We start from the raw sequence: 20,581 nt of genomic DNA on the forward strand, positions 1-20,581 counted from the left end.
CCCGTCTTCATGGCCACGCCGACCGCCAGCCGGCGTAGGAGGAAACATGCCAGCCGACCGTATCGACGCCGTCGTCAGCCTCGCCAAGCGCCGAGGCTTCGTCTTCCCCTCCAGCGAGATCTACGGAGGCACCCGGTCGGCGTGGGACTACGGTCCGCTCGGCGTGGAGTTGAAGGAGAACGTCCGCCGGCAGTGGTGGAAGGCGATGGTCCAGCAGCGCGACGACGTCGTCGGCCTCGACTCGGCGGTCATCCTCGCCCGCAAGGTCTGGGAGGCCAGCGGCCACCTCGCCGAGTTCGTCGATCCGCTGACCGAGTGCCAGTCCTGCCACAAGCGGTTCCGCGCCGACCATCTGGAGGAGGCGTACGCCGAGAAGCACGGCAAGCCGCTGACCTCGTTGCAGGAGCTGAACTGCCCCAACTGCGGCAACAAGGGCACCTTCACCGAGCCGAAGATGTTCAACGGCCTGATGAAGACCTACCTCGGCCCGGTGGAGAGCGACGAGGGCCTGCACTACCTGCGCCCGGAGACCGCCCAGGGCATCTTCGTCAACTACAACAACGTGGCGACCGCCGCCCGCAAGAAGCCGCCGTTCGGCATCGCGCAGACCGGCAAGTCGTTCCGCAACGAGATCACCCCGGGCAACTTCATCTTCCGCACCCGCGAGTTCGAGCAGATGGAGATGGAGTTCTTCGTCGAGCCCGGCTCCGACGAGCAGTGGCACGAGTACTGGCTCCAGGAGCGCTGGAACTGGTACCTCGACCTCGGCCTGTCCGAGGAGAACCTGCGCTTCTACGAGCACCCCAAGGAGAAGCTCTCCCACTACTCGAAGCGCACCGTCGACATCGAGTACCGGTTCCGGTTCGGCGGCACCGAGTTCGCCGAGCTGGAGGGCGTGGCCAACCGCACCGACTTCGACCTGTCGACGCACAGCAAGCACTCCGGCGTGGACCTGTCGTACTTCGACCAGACCCGCAACGAGCGCTGGGTGCCGTACGTCATCGAGCCGGCCGCCGGTCTCACCCGCGCGGTGCTGGCGTTCCTGCTGGAGGCGTACGACGAGGACGAGGCCCCGAACACCAAGGGCGGCGTCGACAAGCGCACCGTGATGCGGTTCGACCCCCGGCTGGCCCCGGTCAAGGTGGCGGTGCTGCCGCTGTCGCGCAACGAGGCGCTCTCGCCGAAGGCCAAGGGGCTTGCGGCCCAGCTCCGCAAGCGCTGGGTGGTCGAGTTCGACGACTCGCAGGCGATCGGCCGCCGCTACCGCCGGCAGGACGAGATCGGCACCCCGTTCTGCGTCACCGTCGACTTCGACACCCTCGACGACGACGCGGTGACCGTGCGGAACCGGGACACCATGGCCCAGGAGCGGGTCGCCCTGGACCAGGTCGAGCGCTACCTGATCGAGCGCCTGCCCGGCTGCTGACCGGCGGGCACCGCCGGACCGGCCCCGCTCCCGACCGGGGGCGGGGCCGGTCCGTTCTCCGGTACGGGTGCAGAGCGCTGCCGTCCGGTCCTTGAGCCGGAGGGTGGGTCGTGCCAGCATTCCCCGTGCTGAATGTCGACACGGGGGTGGGAATGACGCACGAGCCGCAACCCGACCATGATCATGTTCCGGAGCGCCGCCGCCTGCTGCGCCGGGCCGCCGCGGTCGCCGCGACCACGGCCGGCGCGGGTGTCGCCGCCACCGTCGGCCTGCCCGGCACCGCCCGCGCCGCCCCGGGCGACCACCTCACCATGGGTACGACCAACGACGCCGGGCCGGCGACCACCACGCTCAGCCTCGGCTACGCCGGGCTCACCCTGAGGAACACCGCGGGTGCGCCGCTGCGACTGGTGCCCGGCGAGCAGGTCTACCCGCAGGTGCTGGACGCGCCGACCGGCACCATCGCGGTTGACCCGCTCGGCGACGTGTTCGTACAGGTCGGCTGGCCCGGCGACGAGGTCAACAGTTGGCTGTGGACGAGCGAGTGGGCGACCACCTCGGTCCCGGTGCGGCCGACCCGGGTGCTGGACAGCCGGGACCCGGACCTGCGCCGCACCATCGTCGCGGGCGCCTCGACGCTCGACCCGACGGGCCGGCTCACCCCCGGTAACCCCATCGTGTTGAGCCTGGACCACCTGGTCCGCGACGGCTACGCCCTCAAGGGCAACGTGACAGTGGTCGGTATGACCGGTCCGGGCTTCCTGACGGCCTGGGGCAGCGGCGCCCGGCCGACCGTGTCGACGGTGAACTGGTCGGCCGGCGGTCAGATCCTGTCGAATTTCCTCTTCGCCGAGCTGGGCACCCTCGGCGGATACCGCAGCGTGCTGACGGTGCAGGTCTCCGCGCCGACCCACGTGATCGTCGATCTGACCAGCCTGCTGGTCGGCCACCCGAGCCAGGTCGTCACGGTCGGCGGCGGTGCTGACCCCGGGCGCGCCGCCGACCCGGCCGAGCCCCCGGTGGACCCGGCCCCGGCGGCGGCCGCCCCCGGTGAGCCGGTCGTCCTCGGTCAGCGGAACAGTCCCGGCGTCACCACCGTGACCAGCGCCGCCCCGGACGGGGCCGCCACCCTGGCGCTGCGGAACCCGAGCGGGGCGACACTGGAGCTGACCCACAGCGACCTGCACATGGCGAGCGATCTCGCCGTGGGCACCCTCGGTGTCGACGCGGTCGCGCTGACCGTAGGCAACGGCACCTCCGTGGGACCGGTCTCGGACATGGCGTTCAGCACGTCGAACGCGACCATGCTGGTGCCTGTCGCACCGACCCGGCTCCTCGACACCCGCAGCGCCGCCGGCCGGGCCCGGCTGCTCGAGGGTGCCGGCCGGATCGACGCCCGGGGTCGGGTGCTGGCCGAGACACTGCTGATCGTGCACCTGCGTGACATCGTCGAGTACGGCGACGGGATGTTGGGCAACATCACCGTGGCCGACACCACCCAGGGCGGCTTCGCCACGGTGTGGGGCACCGGCAGCCTGCCCACCGCCTCCACCATCAACTGGTGGACCGCCGGCCAACTGCTCTCCAACGGCGTGATCACGCAGCTCGGCGGTTACGAGACGGTCAGCGGCGACCACTACCCGGACGTGGTCGGCATCTACCTGCAGAAAAGCGCGGCGGCGGTGATCCTGGACGCGACCGGCCTGCTGGTGCGCCACCCGGATTCCGCAGTCGTCGACACCCCGACGTCGAGCCGTACCGCCGCCGGCTCCGCCGGCCGTCGGGCCCGGGCGCGGGCGATCAGGCGGGCCGCCGAGCGCGGCGACCGGGCGGTGCGGGCCGATGCGTGACCACGGAACCGGGAAGAGGGACATGAACACCGACGAGACCCCGTCCACCACCCGCCGTACGGTCATCCGGGCCGGGGTGGCCGTCGGCGTCGGTGTCGGCGCGACGGCGCTGGCCGGCACGCCGGCCGACGCCGCGCCCGGTGCACCGGTGATCGGCGGCCAGCTCAACGACGCGGGCGGGGCCGAGACGGTGCTGGTCGGTGGCTCGTCGGCGAACCCGACGCTGGCGCTGGCCGGTACCGACCCGATGCTGCGGCTGTTCCCGACGCCGGACGACGCCATCCCGGCGGAGCTGCCGACCGGTTCGCTCGCCGTCACCCCCACCGCCGAGCTGGTGGTCGGCGGTCGGGACGGTCGTCGGGCGTACGTCAACACGTCGCGCTGGGCCAACCGCATCGTCGCCGTCCCGCCGGTGCGGCTGCTGGACACCCGGGCGCTGGCCAGCTACTCCGCCAACGTCCTCGCCGGTGCCGACGGGGTGGTGTCGGGCCGGCTGCAGGCGGGCCGGACGCTGTACCTGACCGTGGGTGTCGTGCCGGCGTCCCGCTACGGGCCGGTCGGTGCCTACCTCAACATCACGGTGGCGAACACGGTCTCCGGCGGAGTGCTCACCGCCTTTGCGGCCGGGGCCGCCAGGCCGGACACCTCCTCGGTGAACTGGTGGGGGCCGAACCAGATCCTGTCCAACCTGGTGGAGGTGCCGTTGGGTTCCTACGAGCGCGACGCGGCCGATCCCGACACCGCCGCGTTCGCCCTGCACGTACGCGCGGCCGCCACGGTGGTGGTGGACGTCTCGGCCCTGATCCTGACCCGTCGTTAGGGTCAGGGCCACCGGCCGTGGGCGGTTCGCCGCCGGCATGGGATTCTTGGGTACGTGACCAGTCCCGCCCCCGTCCTGCGCCCGCTCACCATCGGCCCCCACCAGGTGTGGCCGCCGGTGGTGCTCGCGCCGATGGCCGGCATCACCAACGTCGGCTTCCGGCAGCTCTGCCGGGAGCAGGGTGGCGGCATCTACGTCTGCGAGATGATCACCACGGTCGCGCTGGTGCAGCGGAACCCGAAGACCCTGCGCATGATCGCCTTCGGTGCCGACGAGCGGCCGCGCAGCCTCCAGCTCTACGGCACCGACCCGGAGACCACCGCCCAGGCGGTGCGGATCGTGGTGGAACGGGACCTGGCCGACCACATCGACCTGAACTTCGGCTGCCCGGTGCCCAAGGTGACCCGGCGGGGCGGCGGGTCGGCCCTGCCCTGGCGGCGGCGGCTGTTCGCCCGGCTGGTGCGGGCCGCGGTGGACGCCGCGTCACCGGCCGGGGTGCCGGTCACCGTCAAGATGCGCAAGGGCATCGACGACGACCACCTGACGTACGTCGAGGCGGGGCTGGCCGCCCAGGACGCCGGGGTGGCCGCGGTGGCCCTGCACGGGCGTACGGCCGCGCAGCGGTACTCCGGCACCGCCGACTGGGACGCCATCGCCACCCTCAAGCAGGCGCTCGACGTGCCGGTGCTCGGCAACGGCGACATCTGGGAGGCCGACGACGCGCTGCGGATGGTGGCCCACACCGGGGTGGACGGGGTGGTGGTCGGTCGTGGCTGCCTGGGGCGGCCGTGGCTCTTCGCCGACCTGCAGGCCGCGTTCGAGGGCCGGCCGGAGCGTCGGCTGCCGACCCTCGGCGAGGTGGCGGTGACCATGCGGCGGCACGCCGAACTGCTGGTGGACCAGTTCACCGCCGGCTCGCGTACCCCGGCCCGGGGCGAGCGGGACGGCTGCACCGACTTCCGCAAGCACGTCGCCTGGTATCTGAAGGGCTTCCCGGTCGGCAGCGGACTGCGCCGGGAACTCGCCATGATCGAGAGCCTGGCCCAGCTCGACGACCTGCTCGGCAAGCTCGACGCGGGCGAACCGTTCCCGGTGGCCGCCCTCGGTCAGCCGCGCGGCCGGACGAACTCGCCCGGCAAGGTCTTCCTGCCGGAGGGCTGGCTGGACAGCCGGGACGACGACACCGTCCCCGAGGGTGCCGAGCTGGACGACTCGGGCGGCTGAGGCGCCGACCGCCCCGGCCGGCGGTGCAGACGGCGACAGGGCCGACCCCCTCGGGGGTCGGCCCTGCGCGTGACCGGTGGGACGGGTCAGGAGGCGTAGCCGCGGCTGGCGATCCAGTGGGCCAGCTCACCGACGTCCATCCGGTAGGAGGCGGTGTCCGGGTCGGCGGAGTCCGCGATCGTGACGACCCGCCCGCCGTCGCGGTAGCCGACGACGCTGATGTAGTGCCCACCCTCGAAGGAGTGGGTGTTGCCGTCGGTGTCGGTGGCGGTGCCGGCGATGTTGGCGACCACGGCGCGGCCGTCGTCCACCGCCCGGACGATGTCCGCGCGCAGCTTGTCGATCCGCTTGCCGTCGACCTTGCCGGCCGGGATCTCGGTGCTGCGGTACGCGTCCTTGCGGCCGGTCTCCTTGTTCAGGACCGGGGTGATGTCGTTGATGCTGTCGGTGCCGTCCTCGGTGGTGCCCATCTCCCGCGCCATGGCGTCCACGTCGATGTTCTTGCCCTGCACGCTCAGCGCGTTGCGGGCGGCGGCCGGGCCGCAGTAGTAGAAGTTGGGCTGCGCGGCGTAGTCGACCTTCAGTTCGCGCTCGCCGGCCGGCTTGCGGTCGGTCTGCACGACGGCGGCGGGCCGGCTGGTCTCGGCGGCCTGTGCGGCCAGCGCGGGGCCGGCGATGCCACCGGCGGTGACGGCCAGGCCGGCGGCGGTCAGCACGGTCCTACGCAGGATGTCGGTACGCATGATGGGGTGCTCCTCTGCATCGCGGGGGTGCCACGGCGCGTCCCGCAGGGGGTGCGGTGACGCGGTGGTGCCGTATCGGCAGGTGAAGAGGAAGTCGTGACCCCGGCCGGGTGACGTGCGTTCCGGCAATTCCGCCCTGCTGGGCGGGGCCGGGCCGGCGACTGGCCGGGGCGATCGCGGATACCAGGTGTAACGACCCCGGCGGGCCGACGATTCCGCCCGGCGGGTGGCCCCCGTCACCCGCCGCCGGGCCGATCCGTCAGCGCCTCGTCGCCACCGACGACACCCGTCGGCAAACCCACCGTCCGGTCACTGAAAGTCATAATCCGCCCACCGACCCACACACCCCTCCGCACGCTTTGCTCTGCTGCCCTCCCCGCGACAGTCACCCTTTGTGCCTGGCGCGTATGTAGCAGCAGAGCAAAGCGTGCGAGAGAGGTATGTGGTGGTTGCTGGCGGGGGATGAAAATGCGCAGCTCAGGGTGGGTTGGTGGTGGAGGAGGTGCCGGGGCCTGCCGATCATCGCCGGAGACGGTCACTCTGCGTGATGCGGGTGGCTCTCCCGGGGCAGATGTGACTGACTGTGATCGGAGAGGTGATGGGCGGAGGTCCGCCGGGTCGGGGCGCCCGCTGTGCGGGGAGGCCGGGAGGTCGAACGGCGGGTCCGGGGCGACGGTGGTCACCGCACGTCGGGTGTGGTGGCGGTGTCTCGGGCCGGTGAGGGCTGCCCGGGGGCGGGATTCCGGTGCGTTTCCGCGGCGTCGGGAAGGTGCCGCCCGGCCGGTGCGGCGGGCCAGGGGATCTCCGGGGACGGGTGGAAGGCGATGCCGGCAGCGTGCCAGCGCGGGCCGTGGCCGGCCAGCCGTTTCCGCAGGCCGGCCCAGCTCCGGGCGGCCGGCGTGGACCAGGCCACCTCGGCGAGGGCGGGCAGGCGCGGGAAGACCATGAACTCGATCTCGGCCAGCGAGGTCACCGACTCCGTCCAGAGCGGGGCCTCCACGCCCAGCACCGACTCGGCGGGGACGCCGGTCAGGTGGGTCGCCGGATCCCAGTGGTACGCCCGGTGCACGTCGATCAGGCCGGCCCAGTCGTGCCCGATGGGGGTGTCCGGGGCGTACTTCATGTCCAGGTAGGCGTGGTTGCCGGGGGAGAGGATCACCCGGGCGCCCCGGCGTACCGCCTCGGCCACCGTGGGGTCGTCGCCGTCGGTGCCCCACCACTGGAGCACCCGGCCGTCGACGTGCCCGGCGGGGGCGATCTGGTGCCATCCGACCACGGTGCGGCCCAGCCCGGCGACGATCCGCTGGGTCCGCTCCACGAAACCGGTGTACGCCGACCCCTTGACCTTGTACGCCTCGTCCCCGCCGATGTGCAGCCACGGCCCGGGGGTCAGCGCGGCCACCTCGCCGAGCACGTCGGCGACGAAGTCGTACGTGCGCTCGTCGGTGGGGTCGACGTAGCTGAAGCCGACCTCGGTGCCGGTGTACGGCGGCGGCGCGACCTTGTCCGGGGCCAGCCCGGGGTACGCGACCAGGGCCGCGTTGGTGTGGCCGGGCAGGTCGACCTCGGGGACGACGGTGACGTGCCGCCGGGCGGCGTAGGCGACGATGCGCCGGTAGTCGGCGGCGGTGTACCAGCCGCCGGGGCCGCCGCCGACCGCGGTGCGCCCGCCGACGGTCGCCAGCCGGGGCCAGGAGTCGACGGCGATCCGCCAGCCCTGGTCGTCGGTGAGGTGCAGATGCAGGTGGTTGAGCTTGTACCGGGCCAGGTGGTCGATCACCCGGCAGACGTCCTCGACGCCGAAGAAGTGCCGGGCCACGTCGAGCATCATCCCCCGGTAGGGGAAGCGGGGCCGGTCGACGATCGTGCCGCCCGGCACCACCCAGTGCTGCGCCACCGGGGTCCGGCTCTCCACGGCCACCGGCAGCAGTTGCCGCAGCGTCTGCACGCCGTGGAACAGGCCGGTGGCGGTGCCGGCGGTGATCCTTACCGCGTCGGGGTCGACGTCGAGCCGGTAGCCCTCGGCGTCGTCGGACACCGTCGCCGCCGGGCCGCGTGGTGCGGCGGTGGAGAGGGTGAGCTGGAGCGGGCCCGGGGTGGGCGGCAGGTCGGCGACCGGGAGCGGGTAGCCGGTGGCGGGGCGGAGCAGTTCGGCGAGGTGGTTGGCGACCTCCCTGGCGGCCGGGTCGGCGCTGACCCGTACCGCCGCGTCGGCGGCCAGGACGAAGTCGGCGGCCGGTCGCGGCCGGACCGACGCGGGCGCCGGCACCACGTCACCCAGGCCGACGGCCGGCCGGGTGAGCCGTCGCCCGGCGGCCTGCGCGGCGCTGCGCGCCAGCGTGCCCGCGGTCGGCGTGACCGAGGGCGGCGTGACCGTGGGCGGGGCGGCCGGGGCCGGGTCGGTCGGGGTCGGACCGGCGTCGGGGCGCGACTGCTGCCCGGGGACGGGGGCGACGCCGGTACGTGGGGTGCGCGACACGGGGCGGCTCCGAGGGGTGTATTCGCGAGGGATATGGCAAAGGTCAGGTTTGGCGTGACGGGTGACGTCAAGGGTACGAGGAGGAACCGAAATTGCGTGATCGTGCTCGTGGAAGCGTTCCCAGAAACCGGCGTGAACGCGGATAGTCGTGACGGCTGTGCCTATTGTCACCGAACGGTCCCAGGCTGCCCGATGTTCGCTTAACCTTCGCCCACCGAACGCTGACCAGGCCGGATAGCCGGTGGTCGGCCCCGGGGTAAGTCAGAACTGAACCTTCGTTAAGTGTCAATTCCGGCGCGCGTGGGAGGCTTCTGGTGACAACGCACGAGACGGACAAGTACGTCTACGACTTCGCCGAGGGCAACAAGGATCTCAAGGACCTGCTCGGTGGAAAGGGTGCCAATCTCGCCGAGATGACCAATCTCGGCCTGCCGGTGCCCCCGGGCTTCACCATCACCACCGGGGCGTGCCGGGCGTACCTGGCGACCGGACGGGAGCCGGACGGGCTGGCCGGTCAGATCGAGGCCCACCTGGAGGCGCTGGAACGCGCGATGGGCCGACGCCTCGGCGATCCGCAGGACCCGCTGCTGGTCTCGGTACGCTCCGGCGCCCGGTTCTCGATGCCCGGCATGATGGAGACCGTCCTGAATGTCGGCCTCAACGACCGCAGCGTCGTCGGACTCGCCCGCCAGGCGGGCGGCAGCGCGGACCCGACCGCCCCCGGCGGCAACGACAGGTTCGCCTGGGACTCCTACCGCCGGCTGATCCAGATGTTCGGCAAGACCGTCTGCGAGGTGCCGGGCGAGGAGTTCGAACACGCCCTCGACGAGGCCAAACGTGCCAAGGGCACCCACGACGACCTCGACCTCGACGCCGACGACCTGCGCGGGCTGGTGGAGACGTACAAGAAGATCTTCGCCAAGCACACCGGGCGGGAGTTCCCGCAGGAGCCGCGCGAACAGCTCGACCTGGCCATCCGGGCGGTCTTCGAGTCGTGGAACGCCGAGCGGGCGATCCTCTACCGCCGCCAGGAGCGCATCCCCGCCGACCTGGGCACCGCCGTCAACGTGGTGGCGATGGTCTTCGGCAACCTCGGCCCCGACTCGGGCACCGGGGTCGCCTTCACCCGCGACCCGGGCAGCGGCGCGCAGGGCATCTACGGCGACTACCTGGCCAACGCCCAGGGCGAGGACGTCGTCGCCGGCATCCGCAACACCGTGCCGTTGCAGGACCTGGAACGGCTCGACAAGACCTCCTACGACCAGCTGCTCGACATCATGGCCCGGCTGGAGGGGCACTACCAGGACCTCTGCGACATCGAGTTCACCATCGAGCGGGGCAAGCTCTGGATGCTCCAGACCCGGGTGGGCAAACGCACCGCCGCCGCCGCGTTCGTCATCGCCGGTCAGCTCGTCGACGAGGGCCTGATCGACCTCGACGAGGCGCTGCACCGGGTCAACGGCGCGCAGCTCGCCCAGCTCATGTTCCCCCGCTTCCAGCTCGACCACGAGTTCGAGGCGGTCGCCCGGGGCATCGGGGCGTCCCCGGGGGCCGCCTCCGGCGCGGTGGTCTTCACCTCCGCCCGCGCGGTCGAGCTGGCCGCCGAGGGGAAGTCGGTGATCCTGGTCCGCCGGGAGACCAATCCCGACGACCTCAACGGCATGATCGCCGCCCAGGGCATCCTCACCTCGCGCGGTGGCAAGACCAGCCACGCCGCCGTGGTGGCCCGGGGAATGGGCAAGACCTGCGTCTCCGGTGCCGACGCGATCGAGGTCGACGTGCCGGCCAAGCGCTTCACCGTCGGCGGGCACACCGTCTCCGAGGGTGACGTCGTCTCCATCGACGGCACCACCGGCAAGGTCTACCTGGGTGAGGTGCCGGTCACGCCGTCGGAGGTGGTGCAGTACTTCGAGGGCACCCTGGACCCGGAACGGACCGACGACGCGCTGGTCCGGGCCGTACACCGGATCATGACGCACGCCGACGCGCGGCGGCGGCTGGCCGTGCGGACGAACGCCGACACCGGGGCGGACGCGGCCCGCGCCCGGCGCTTCGGCGCCGAGGGCATCGGCCTGTGCCGCACCGAGCACATGTTCCTCGGCGACCGGCGGGAGCTGGTCGAACGCCTGATCCTCGCCGCCACCGACGCCGAGCGCACCGACGCGCTCGCCGCTCTGCTGCCCCTGCAGCGCCAGGACTTCGTGGAGATCTTCCGCGAGATGGCCGGCCTGCCCGTCACCGTCCGGCTGATCGACCCGCCGCTGCACGAGTTCCTGCCCCCGCTGGAGCAGCTCGCGGTCAACGTCGCCGTCGCCCAGGAGCGCGGCGAGGACGTCGCCAAGGAGGAGGCGCTGCTCGCCGCCGTCCGCCGGATGCACGAGGAGAACCCGATGCTCGGCCTGCGCGGCGTACGCCTCGGCCTGGTCATCCCCGGCCTGTTCGCGATGCAGGTCCGGGCGATCGCCGAGGCCGCCGTCGCGGTCACCCGCGACGGCGGCACGGCCTGCCCGGAGATCATGGTCCCGCTGGTCGGCGCGGTCCAGGAGTTGGAGACGGTACGTGCCGAAGCCGAGAAGATCATCGCCGAGGTGGTCGGGGACAGCGGGGTCGAGGTGCTGATCGGCACCATGATCGAGGTTCCCCGGGCGGCGCTGACCGCCGGCCAGATCGCCGAGGCGGCGCAGTTCTTCTCCTTCGGCACCAACGACCTCACCCAGATGGGCTGGGGCTTCTCCCGCGACGACGTCGAGGGCGCGTTCTTCTGGCGCTACCTGGAACTGGGCATCTTCGGCATCTCCCCGTTCGAGTCGATCGACCGCGACGGGGTCGGCCGGCTGATCCGGATCGCCGCCGAGGAGGGCCGGGCCGCCCGCCCCGGGCTGAAACTCGGCGTCTGCGGCGAACACGGCGGTGACCCCGACTCGGTGCACTTCTTCCACGAGGTCGGGCTGGACTACGTCTCCTGCTCGCCGTTCCGGGTGCCGGTCGCCCGGCTGGAGGCCGGCCGGGCCGCCATCGAGACCACCGGCTCCGACAGCCGCTGACCGCCCGCGACGCCCACCGGCCCGCCGCCGGTGGGCGTCGCGCGGCGTAACCTGGGCTCCCGCGACCATGGGTACGACGTGAAGGGGAGGCCGGATGGTGGAACCGCCCGCCGGACCACCCACCGTCGACGGTGACCCGGCCGACGCGCAACGGTGGGTCGAGGAGACGCCCAAGGACACCGGCCACGGCCGGTCCCCGTACGAGCGGGACCGGGCCCGGGTGCTGCACTCGGCGGCGTTCCGCCGGCTCGCCGCGAAGACCCAGGTGCACGTCGCCGGCACCGACGACTTCCTGCGTACCCGGCTGACCCACTCGCTTGAGGTCGCCCAGATCGCCCGGGAGATGGGGGCCAGGCTGGGCTGCGACCCGGATCTGGTGGACACCGCCGGGCTGGCCCACGACCTCGGACACCCGCCGTTCGGGCACAACGGCGAGGACACCCTCGACGGACTCGCCGCGTCCTGCGGCGGCTTCGAGGGCAACGCGCAGACCCTGCGGGTGCTCACCCGGCTGGAGGCGAAGGTGCTCGCCCCGGACGGCAGCCCGGCCGGGCTCAACCTCACCCGGGCCGCGCTCGACGCGGTGAGCAAGTACCCCTGGCCCCGCCGACCCGGCCTGCGCAAGTTCGGCGTGTACGGCGACGACCGCCCGGTCTTCGACTGGCTGCGCGCCGGCAGCCCGCAGGGGGAGCGGCGCTGCCTGGAGGCGCAGGTGATGGACTGGGCCGACGACGTGGCCTACTCGGTGCACGACGTCGAGGACGGCATCCACGGCGGCTACGTCTCGCTGCGCCCACTCCTGCACGACCCGGACGAACGCGCCGCACTCTGCGTCGACGTGGCCGCCGTCTACTCCGGGGAGTCCCCGGACGACCTCGGCGGGGTGCTCGTCGAGTTGCTCGCCGACCCGGTGCTCACCCCGCTGGCCGGGTACGACGGCAGCCACCGGGCGCAGGTCGCCCTGAAGGCCACCACCAGCGTGCTCACCGGCCGGTTCGTGGCGACCGTGGTCGGGGCGACCCGGGACCGCTTCGGCCCCGGCCCACACCGCCGCTACGCCGCCGACCTGGTCGTGCCGCGCCGGATCAGGGCGCAGTGTGCCCTGCTCAAGGGCATCGCCTGGCGGTACGTGATGTGCCGTCCGGACGCCCGCACCCGTTACGACCGGCAGCGGGAGGTGCTCACCGAACTGGTCACCGTGCTCGCCGACCGAGCCCCGGACGCCCTCGACCCGGTCTTCGCCCCGCTGTGGCGGCAGGCCGGAGACGACCCCGCCCGGCTGCGCGTGATCATCGACCAGGTCGCCTCCCTCACCGACCCCGCCGCCCTGACCTGGCACACCCACCTCACCTGAAGCCAGGCCCCACCCCCCTCCGCCCCCGTCCCTCGCTCCCGCCCCGTCCCTGGCTCCCGCCCCGTCCCTGGCTCCCGCCCCGTCCCTGGCTCCCGCCCCGTCCCTCGCTCCGGTGATCAAGAGGTTTGCGTCAGTTGATCAAGAGGTTTGCGTCAAAGTTGATCTCTGGATTGACGCGAACCTCTTGATCGCCGGGGAGGGTGACGCAAACCTCTTGATCACCGCGGAGCGGAGGGGCGGGAGTGGGAGCGGGGGTGGGGGAGGGAGGGGGTTGGGGAGTTAGGGTAGCCTTAGTTTTATGGCGGAGCGCTCCAAGATGGTTACTGCGGCGCGGGTGGTGCGGACCGGACGGCCCACCCCGCACCTCGTCCGGCTCGTCCTCGGTGGGGAGGAGCTGACCGGCCTGCCGGTGGGGGAGTTCACCGACCACTACGTCAAGCTGGTCTTCCCGCCCGACGGGGTGGACCTGCCGAGGCCGCTGGACCTGACGGCGATCAAGCGGGAGCTGCCCCGGGAGCAGTGGCCCCGGCTGCGCGCGTACACCGTGCGGGCCTGGGACGCGGCGGCCGGCGAGCTGACCATCGACGTGGTGCACCACGGCGACGAGGGGTTGGCCGGCCCGTGGGCGGCCCGGCTGCGGCCCGGCGACGAGGTGCTGTTCACCGGCCCCGGCGGGGCGTACGCGCCGGACCCGACGGCGGACTGGCACCTGCTGGTGGGCGACGAGAGCGCCCTGCCGGCGATCGGTGCCGCGCTGGAGCGGCTGCCCGAGGGCGCCCCGGCGGTCGTCCTGGTCGAGATCGCCGACCCGGCCGACGAGCAGGTGTTGCCCAGCCCCGGCGCGGTGGCGTTGACCTGGCTGCACCGGGGCGACCGGCCGGTCGGCGCGGCGCTGGTCGAGGCGGTGCGGGCGCTGGAGTTCCCACCCGGCCGGGTGCACGCCTTCGTGCACGGCGAGGCCACCTTCGTCAAGGAGTTGCGGCGGCTGCTGCGGGTCGAGCGGTCGGTGCCCCGGGAGGCGCTGTCGATCTCCGGCTACTGGCGGCAGGGCATGGACGACGAGGGTTGGCGCTCCACCAAGCCGGACTGGAACCGGCAGGTCGAGGCCGAGGAGGCCGCCGCCGTCGGCTGAGCGGGGTGACCCGGATCCGTCGTCGCCGCGTGCGGCACGTAACGACGACACCCGGGGCGTGCGGCTAACGACCTCGGCCCTCCACGGGACGTGGAAATGGACGGAAACCGCCTGCTGCCGGGGTCGCCGGCCGGGACGATGTGACCATGGCTGAGCGGGCGGGGGACATCGGTTCGCGGGCGGGTGGCAGGCCCGACCCGGTGGTGCTCGCCCTGGGCGTCGGCGGGATGCTGGCGGTCGTGCTCTGGGGGGTGTCCGCGCGCGGTTCGCTGGCCAGCTTCGGCGAGTCCGGGCTGGCCTGGGTGATCGGCACCTTCGGCTGGTTCTTCGTCGTCGCGGCGGACGCCTTCCTGGTGCTCGCGGTGGTCGTCGCCGCTTCCCGGTACGGACGGATCCGGCTGGGCGCCGACGACGAGCAGCCGGAATTCAGCACGCTGGCCTGGGTCGCCATGATGTTCAGCGCGGGGATGGGCATCGGTCTGGTCTTCTTCGCGGTGGCCGAACCCATCCAGCACTACGCCACGCCGCCGCCGGCCACCGGCTTCGGGGCACAGACCCCGGCCGCCGGGGCGGCGGCCATGCAGTACACGCTCTTCCACTGGACGCTGCACCCGTGGGGCATCTACGCCGTCACCGCGCTGGCGCTGGCGTACTCGACCTTCCGGCGGGGGCGGGACAACCGGATCTCGGCCGCGTTCCGCCCGCTGCTCGGCGCGCGGGCCGACGGGGCGGCCGGTCGGGCCGTCGACCTGCTCGCCGTCTTCGCCACGGTCTTCGGTTCGGCCACCAGCCTCGGGCTCGGCGCGCTCCAGGTGGCCGCCGGTCTGGACCTGGTGGCCGGCGTACCGGACACCCGGGCGGTGGAGCTGACCGTGATCGGCGCGCTCACCCTTGCCTTCGTCGTCTCGGCCTTCTCCGGCCTGCACCGGGGGGTCAAGTGGCTGTCCACCACCAACGTCCTGCTGGCCGTCCTGCTGATGGTCTTCGTGTTCGTGGTGGGGCCGACGATCTACACGCTGGAGGTGCTGCCCGCGTCGGTCGGTGACTACCTCAGCAGCCTGGTGTTCATGTCCACCCGTACCGGGGCGTTCTCCGACCCGGCGTGGCTCGGGTCCTGGACGATCTTCTACTGGGCCTGGTGGATCTCCTGGGCACCGTTCGTCGGCACCTTCATCGCGCGCATCTCGCGCGGGCGGACCGTACGTCAGTTCCTGGTCGGGGTCCTGCTGGTGCCCAGCGGGGCCAGCGCGATCTGGTTCGCGATCATGGGCGGCAGCGCCCTGCGTACCCAGGCCAGCGGCACCCGCGACCTGGTGGCGGACGTCGGGGCGGGCAGTGAGCAGGCGCTGTTCGGGCTGCTGGACGCGCTCCCGCTGGGGACGGTCACCAGCGTGCTGGCCATGGTGCTCATCGCGCTCTACTTCGTGACCAGCGCCGACTCGGCGTCGCTGGTGCTGGGGTCGCTCAGCTCGGGCGGCGCGCTGCGCCCGCACCGCGTACTCGTGGTGCTCTGGGGGGTGCTGATCGGGGCGGTCGCCGCCGCGTTGCTGCTCGCCGGGGGCCTGGCCGCCCTGCAACAGGCGACCATCATGGTGGCGCTGCCGTTCGTGGTGGTGATGCTCGGACTCGCCGTGGCGCTGCTGCGCGACATGGCCCGGGACCCGGAGGTCGACCCGCACCCGGACCGGGGCCGCCGGTCCGGCCTGGCCGCCGCCGTGCGGGCCGCCCGGTCGTACGACGAGGAGGACGCACCACCGGTCACCCGCTGGCTGCACCGTCCTTCCCGCTGAGCCGGGCGTTCGCCACCCCCCGTCCCCCGCCCGACGGATCGTCGGCCCGGCAGGGCAGGATGGAGGGCCGAGGGGGGTGGCACCGCATGGCTGGGCGGATCAGGGACGAGGACATCGCGTTGGTCCGCGAGCGCACCTCCATCGCCGAGGTGATCTCGGACACGGTGACCCTCAAGTCGGCCGGCGGCGGCAACCTCAAGGGCCTGTGCCCGTTCCACGACGAGAAGAGCCCGTCGTTCAACGTCTCGCCGGCCCGCAACGTCTTCTACTGCTTCGGGTGCGGCGTCGGCGGCGACGCGATCAAGTTCCTGATGGACGCCGAGCATCTCACCTTCGTCGAGTCCGTCGAGCGGCTCGCCGACCGCGCCGGCATCCAGCTCCGTTACGTCGAGAACGACCAGTCCACCCCCCGGGCCCGCCCGCAGCAGGGGCAGAAGCAGCGGCTGGTGGCCGCGCACGCCGCCGCCATGGAGTTCTACCAGGCGCAGCTCACCACGGCCGGCGCGCGTCCGGCCCGGGAGTTCCTGGCCCGGCGCGGTTTCGACCGGGCTGCCGCCCAGCGGTACGGCTGCGGCTTCGCCCCGGACGCCTGGGACCTGCTCACCAAGCACCTGCGCCAGCAGGGGTTCAGCCACGACGAGCTGGTCACCGGCGGGTTGTCCCGGCCGTCGCGCTCGGGCACCCTGATCGACCGGTTCCGCCGCCGGCTGATGTGGCCGATCCGGGACATCGCCGGTGACGTGATCGGCTTCGGCGCCCGCAAGCTCTTCGACGAGGACGACGGCCCGAAGTACCTGAACACCCCCGAGACGCCGATCTACAAGAAGTCGCACGTCCTCTACGGCATCGACCTGGCCAAACGGGAGATCGCCAAGCAGGGCCGGGTGGTCGTGGTCGAGGGCTACACCGACGTGATGGCCTGCCACCTGGCCGGGGTGCCGACCGCCGTGGCGACCTGCGGCACGGCCTTCGGCGCCGACCACATCGGCGTGCTGCGCAGGCTGCTGCTCGACACCGACGCGGTGGCCGGTGAGGTGATCTTCACGTTCGACGGGGACGCCGCCGGGCAGAAGGCCGCACTGCGCGCCTTCGAGGACGACCAGCGCTTCGTCGGGCGTACCTTCATCGCGGTCAGCCCGGACAACATGGACCCGTGCGACCTGCGGTTGGCAAAGGGCGACCTGGCGATCCGCGACCTGGTGGCCCGCCGCGAGCCGCTCGTCGACTTCGCCCTGCGGCACGTCATCAACCGCTACGACCTGGACACGGTCGACGGCCGGGTGGAGGCGATGCGCCGGGCCGCGCCCCTGGTTGCCAAGATCAAGGACCTGGAGAAGCGCCCCGAGTACGTCCGCAAGCTCGCCGGTGACCTCGGCATGGAGATCGAGCCGGTGCAGCGGGCGGTGCTGGCCGCCGCCCACGCTCCCGGCGAGCGGGAGGCCGCCGCCCCGCCCCGGGGTCGGACCCGTCCGGCCGTGCCCGCCGTGGACAGTCCGGAGTCGATGGTCGAGCGGGAGGCGTTGAAGCTCGCCCTCCAGGAGCCGGTCCTCGCCGGCCCGATGTTCGACGCCGTCGAGGCCGCCGAGTACCGGCACCCGGTGCACGTCGCGGTGCGTACCGCGATCGCGGCGGCCGGCGGGGTGGCCGTCGCGACCGGCGGCGCGGTGTGGATCGAGGCGGTCCGGGACGCCTGCGCCGACCTGGCGGCCCAGGCGCTGGTCGGCGAGCTGGCCGTGGAACCGCTGCGGCTCGACGGCGAGCCCGACCCGAGGTACGTCTCGATCACCATGGCGCGGTTGCAGTGGGGCTCGGTGACCGCCCGGATCAGGGACCTCAAGTCCAAGATCCAGCGGATCAACCCGGTCACCCAGAAGGACGAGTACTTCGCCCTGTTCGGGGAACTGCTCTCGCTGGAACAGCACGCGCGGGCCCTGCGCGAACAGGCCGCGGGAGGACTCTGATGGGACTGTTCGGCCGCAAGCGCAAGCCGCCGTCCGCCGTCCGCCCGCCCCTGGCCGCCGGTGAACGCGTCCTGGCCTGGGCCGCCCCCGGCAACGGCGCGCCGCCCGCTGAGGGCGTGTCTGCCGCTGACGTGGGGTCCGTCGCTGACGGCACGTCGGTCGTCGCCGGGGCGTCGGCTGTCGGCGGGGCGTCGGCCGGTGGCGATGCTGCCGGTGGCGGGGTGCTGGTGGCCACCAACCTCGGGCTCTGGCTGCCGGGCCGCAGGGAGCGGTTGGGCTGGCACGACATCCTCAAAGCCGTCTGGTCCGGGCGGGAACTGACGGTCACCCCGGCCGCGACGGCTGCCGAGCGGGACGGCTACCTGGTGGTCGCCGACGGTCCCGCCGAGACCTACCTGCTGCTCGATCCGGGTGACCTGCCGCACCAGGTGCGGGCCCGGGTGACCCGCTCGGTGGCGTACACCCAGCAGCACCCGGTGCCCGGCGGCTCGGGGCGGATCGCGGCCCGGCGGGTGGCCGGGGCGGACGGTCTGACCTGGACGGTCCGCTACGACCCCGGCACCCCGGTCGACGCCGACGAGGTACGTGCCGAGACCGACCAGCTCGTCGCCGCCGCCCGCGCGGCGACGGCCCCCGCCGACCTCTGAGGATCGTCGGGCGGGGGGATCGATCGCAACATCGGCGATACAGCGGTATCGCCGCGACCTAATGCCGCTGCATCGACCCAACTGAGTCGATCATGACCTGACGCGGCGGGATCGTGGAAGCTCCCCGCGAACCGTGCGTCGCCGGTCGGCGGGCGAGCTGTGCCGGGATGGTCGGGTCAGCGGGACCGTGCCCAGGTGACGATGCGGTCGGTGAGGCCGGGTGGCGCGACGCCGTCGTGCAGGCTGGCGAGGTCGTCCATGGCTTCACCCAACAGCAGGCCCAGGTAGACCAGCAGGGCGGTGCGATCCTCGCGGTACTCGCCGAGCAGCGCCAGCCGGGCCGGCGAGCACGGCCAGGCCGCCCCGCACACCCGGCAACGCCAGGAGGGGCGGGCGGCCACGTGGGGGCGGTACCGGGGCATCAGCGCCGCCCCGGCCGCACCGGGCGGACGCTCCCACCCGGCCCGGCCCCGACCCGGTCGGAGTACACGCCGCCCGACCTGCCCCGGCCGGGATCACCGTAGGCCGGGCGGCCGCGCCCCGGCCCGTCGTGGCCCGGCTCGGGCCGATCCGGTCGACCGGAACGGGGGCCGGGGTGCCCCGAGAATCCGCAGCGCGATCCGAGAACCTGACGCATGGTCGAGCCTCCGTCGATGGTGGAGGGGAGCGTCCGCCGACGACACGGACGGACGCTCCCGGCCTGGTTCCGCCCACCGTCCGATCCCGGGAGCGGTCCCGCTGGGTGACAGTCTGTTGATGACCCGGCTACGGTGGGAGGTCCGCCGTGCCGACGACGCAGGCGTGGACCGGTCGAGCCCGAGCGGTACGACAATGTACGGAGGCTGTCTGGTGGAACGCTCGTCGATGCTGGACCACTTCGCGGAGGAACTTCGGCTCACCCGGGCCGCCCACGGCATGTCCCAGGCGGCGCTGGCCGAGGCGCTGAGCTATTCGGGTGCCCTGGTCGCCAAGGTGGAGACCTGCGAACGCCGGCCGAGCCTGGACTTCGCCCGCCGCTGCGACACGGTGTTCACCACCGACGGCCGCTTCGAACGAATCCAACGCCGGATCAGCCGGGAAACCGTGGTGCCGTGGTTTCGTGACTGGGCCGGCATCGAGCAGGAAGCGACGGCGCTGCGGACGTTCGAACCGCTCTGTGTGCCGGGCCTGTTGCAGACCGAGGCTTATGCCCATGCACTGCTGTCCGGTGGCGGATTGTTCGCACCTGACGAGATCGAACAGCAGGTGACGACCCGCCTCGATCGCCAAACGATACTCATCCGGGACCGGCCGCCACTGCTCACCGCCGTCATCGATGAGTGCGTGCTGCGCCGCCAGATCGGTGGGCCGGAGGTGATGCGCGAGCAATTGCTGCACCTGGTGAAGGTTGGCTCGACATTGCCGCGAGTCCGGATACAGGTGGTGCCAATGACCGTCGGGGCATACGTCGGGCTCGGTGGACCTTTCGTGCTTGCCTCTTCACCGCACTCGGAGGACCTTGTCTACCTCGCCGGACAGCGCCACGGGCAGGTTATCGACCGAGCCGACTACGTGCGGCAGATGGTCGAGGTGTGGGAATCGATCCGTGGTGAGGCACTATCGCAACAGCAATCCCTCGAACTGATGGCGGAAGTGGCGGAGACATGGACCTGAGCGACGCCCGGTGGCGCAAGAGCACCCGTAGCGGCCCCGATGGAGGCAATTGCGTCGAGGTGGCCGACAACCTGTCCGGCGTGGTGGCCGTGCGTGATTCCAAGGACCCGGAGGGGCCGGTGCTCGCCTTTGGCCCCGACACGTGGCGGGAGTTCGTGGCGGGACTCGTGAGACACCATTGCAGCAGCAGTGGCTTGAGCTGATGGCGGAAGTGGCGGAGACATGGACCTGAGCGACGTCCGGTGGCGCAAGAGCACCCGTAGTAACGGTCAGGGAGGAAACTGCGTCGAGGTGGCGGAGAACCTTTCCGGCGTGGTGATGGTGCGGGATTCCAAGGACCCGGGCGGGCCGGTGCTGGCCTTTGACCCGTATGCCTGGCGGGCATTCGTCGCCGCAACGGCAAGAAAGGCTTAACGGGCCTGCGGGGACCGGCGGCCCGATCCCGGGGCGTTGCCCGC

15 protein-coding genes and 1 pseudogene are annotated in these 20,581 nt (G+C 72.5%); 13 read left to right on the plus strand and 3 right to left on the minus strand.

Translation table 11 applies throughout. The features are described 5' to 3' along the window. The first annotated feature begins 46 nt into the window (after positions 1–46). The 4 genes from ACN260_RS05985 to dusB all read left to right on the plus strand — a co-directional run bounded on the left by ACN260_RS05985 (position 47) and on the right by dusB (position 5,320). Positions 47–1,426, plus strand: coding sequence for a glycine--tRNA ligase (locus ACN260_RS05985; RefSeq protein ID WP_145921257.1), 1,380 nt, complete (start codon positions 47–49; stop codon positions 1,424–1,426). A 152-nt stretch (positions 1,427–1,578) separates the two neighbouring features. Further along, on the plus strand, positions 1,579–3,276 hold the full coding sequence (locus ACN260_RS05990) for a hypothetical protein (RefSeq protein WP_422755047.1): 1,698 nt from the start codon (positions 1,579–1,581) through the stop codon (positions 3,274–3,276). A 22-nt stretch (positions 3,277–3,298) separates the two neighbouring features. Continuing rightward, a complete protein-coding gene (locus ACN260_RS05995) occupies positions 3,299–4,096 on the plus strand; it encodes a hypothetical protein (protein ID WP_422755048.1) in 798 nt (265 codons plus the stop codon). Positions 4,097–4,150: 54 nt separating this feature from the next. Next, positions 4,151–5,320, plus strand: coding sequence for a tRNA dihydrouridine synthase DusB (dusB, locus tag ACN260_RS06000; RefSeq protein ID WP_422755049.1), 1,170 nt, complete (start codon positions 4,151–4,153; stop codon positions 5,318–5,320). A gap of 86 nt (positions 5,321–5,406) precedes the next feature. Here the strand turns inward: dusB and ACN260_RS06005 are convergent, their stop codons facing one another. Together ACN260_RS06005 and ACN260_RS06010 are read right to left on the minus strand one after the other, a co-directional pair. Then, the gene (locus ACN260_RS06005) at positions 5,407–6,063 is read right to left on the minus strand and encodes a C39 family peptidase (RefSeq protein ID WP_422755050.1); all 657 of its coding nucleotides are present in this window, start codon (positions 6,061–6,063) and stop codon (positions 5,407–5,409) included. Between the two features lie 679 nt (positions 6,064–6,742). Next, positions 6,743–8,542 (minus strand): beta-N-acetylhexosaminidase, encoded by a 1,800-nt coding sequence (locus ACN260_RS06010; protein ID WP_422755051.1) that lies wholly within the window; start codon positions 8,540–8,542, stop codon positions 6,743–6,745. A 311-nt stretch (positions 8,543–8,853) separates the two neighbouring features. Here ACN260_RS06010 and ppdK point away from each other — a divergent pair, with 311 nt between their 5' ends. The 6 genes and pseudogenes from ppdK to ACN260_RS06040 form a co-directional block, all read left to right on the plus strand. Further along, entirely contained in the window at positions 8,854–11,586 is a 2,733-nt protein-coding gene (ppdK, locus tag ACN260_RS06015; RefSeq protein ID WP_422756633.1) for a pyruvate, phosphate dikinase, read from the plus strand. A gap of 94 nt (positions 11,587–11,680) precedes the next feature. After that, complete coding sequence (locus ACN260_RS06020; RefSeq protein WP_422755052.1) at positions 11,681–12,940, plus strand: deoxyguanosinetriphosphate triphosphohydrolase; 1,260 nt, start codon at positions 11,681–11,683, stop codon at positions 12,938–12,940. Positions 12,941–13,238: 298 nt separating this feature from the next. Beyond that, entirely contained in the window at positions 13,239–14,072 is an 834-nt protein-coding gene (locus tag ACN260_RS06025; protein ID WP_422755053.1) for a siderophore-interacting protein, read from the plus strand. Positions 14,073–14,218: 146 nt separating this feature from the next. Beyond that, positions 14,219–15,862, plus strand: a complete 1,644-nt coding sequence (locus ACN260_RS06030; RefSeq protein ID WP_422755054.1) for a BCCT family transporter — start codon at positions 14,219–14,221, stop codon at positions 15,860–15,862. Between the two features lie 86 nt (positions 15,863–15,948). Continuing rightward, on the plus strand, positions 15,949–17,823 hold the full coding sequence (dnaG, locus tag ACN260_RS06035) for a DNA primase (protein WP_422755055.1): 1,875 nt from the start codon (positions 15,949–15,951) through the stop codon (positions 17,821–17,823). A gap of 209 nt (positions 17,824–18,032) precedes the next feature. Continuing rightward, positions 18,033–18,470, plus strand: a pseudogene (locus tag ACN260_RS06040) (hypothetical protein); the annotation flags it as partial. A gap of 176 nt (positions 18,471–18,646) precedes the next feature. Here the strand turns inward: ACN260_RS06040 and ACN260_RS06045 are convergent. Next, the gene (locus tag ACN260_RS06045; RefSeq protein WP_422755056.1) at positions 18,647–18,871 is read right to left on the minus strand and encodes a flavin reductase; all 225 of its coding nucleotides are present in this window, start codon (positions 18,869–18,871) and stop codon (positions 18,647–18,649) included. A gap of 448 nt (positions 18,872–19,319) precedes the next feature. Between ACN260_RS06045 and ACN260_RS06050 the strand changes: the two genes are divergently transcribed. From ACN260_RS06050 to ACN260_RS06060, 3 genes are read left to right on the plus strand one after another with little or no spacing between them, the layout of a single operon-like run. Next, on the plus strand, positions 19,320–20,123 hold the full coding sequence (locus tag ACN260_RS06050; protein WP_422755057.1) for a helix-turn-helix domain-containing protein: 804 nt from the start codon (positions 19,320–19,322) through the stop codon (positions 20,121–20,123). Then, positions 20,114–20,326, plus strand: coding sequence for a DUF397 domain-containing protein (locus ACN260_RS06055; RefSeq protein WP_422755058.1), 213 nt, complete (start codon positions 20,114–20,116; stop codon positions 20,324–20,326). Before ACN260_RS06050 ends, ACN260_RS06055 begins: the two co-directional genes overlap by 10 nt. 19 nt (positions 20,327–20,345) lie before the next feature. Continuing rightward, a complete protein-coding gene (locus ACN260_RS06060; protein WP_422755059.1) occupies positions 20,346–20,537 on the plus strand; it encodes a DUF397 domain-containing protein in 192 nt (63 codons plus the stop codon). The last annotated feature ends 44 nt before the right edge of the window (positions 20,538–20,581 follow it).

The sequence above is a fragment of the Micromonospora sp. WMMD708 genome (assembly GCF_049315245.1).
Lineage (GTDB): Bacteria > Actinomycetota > Actinomycetes > Mycobacteriales > Micromonosporaceae > Micromonospora > Micromonospora wenchangensis.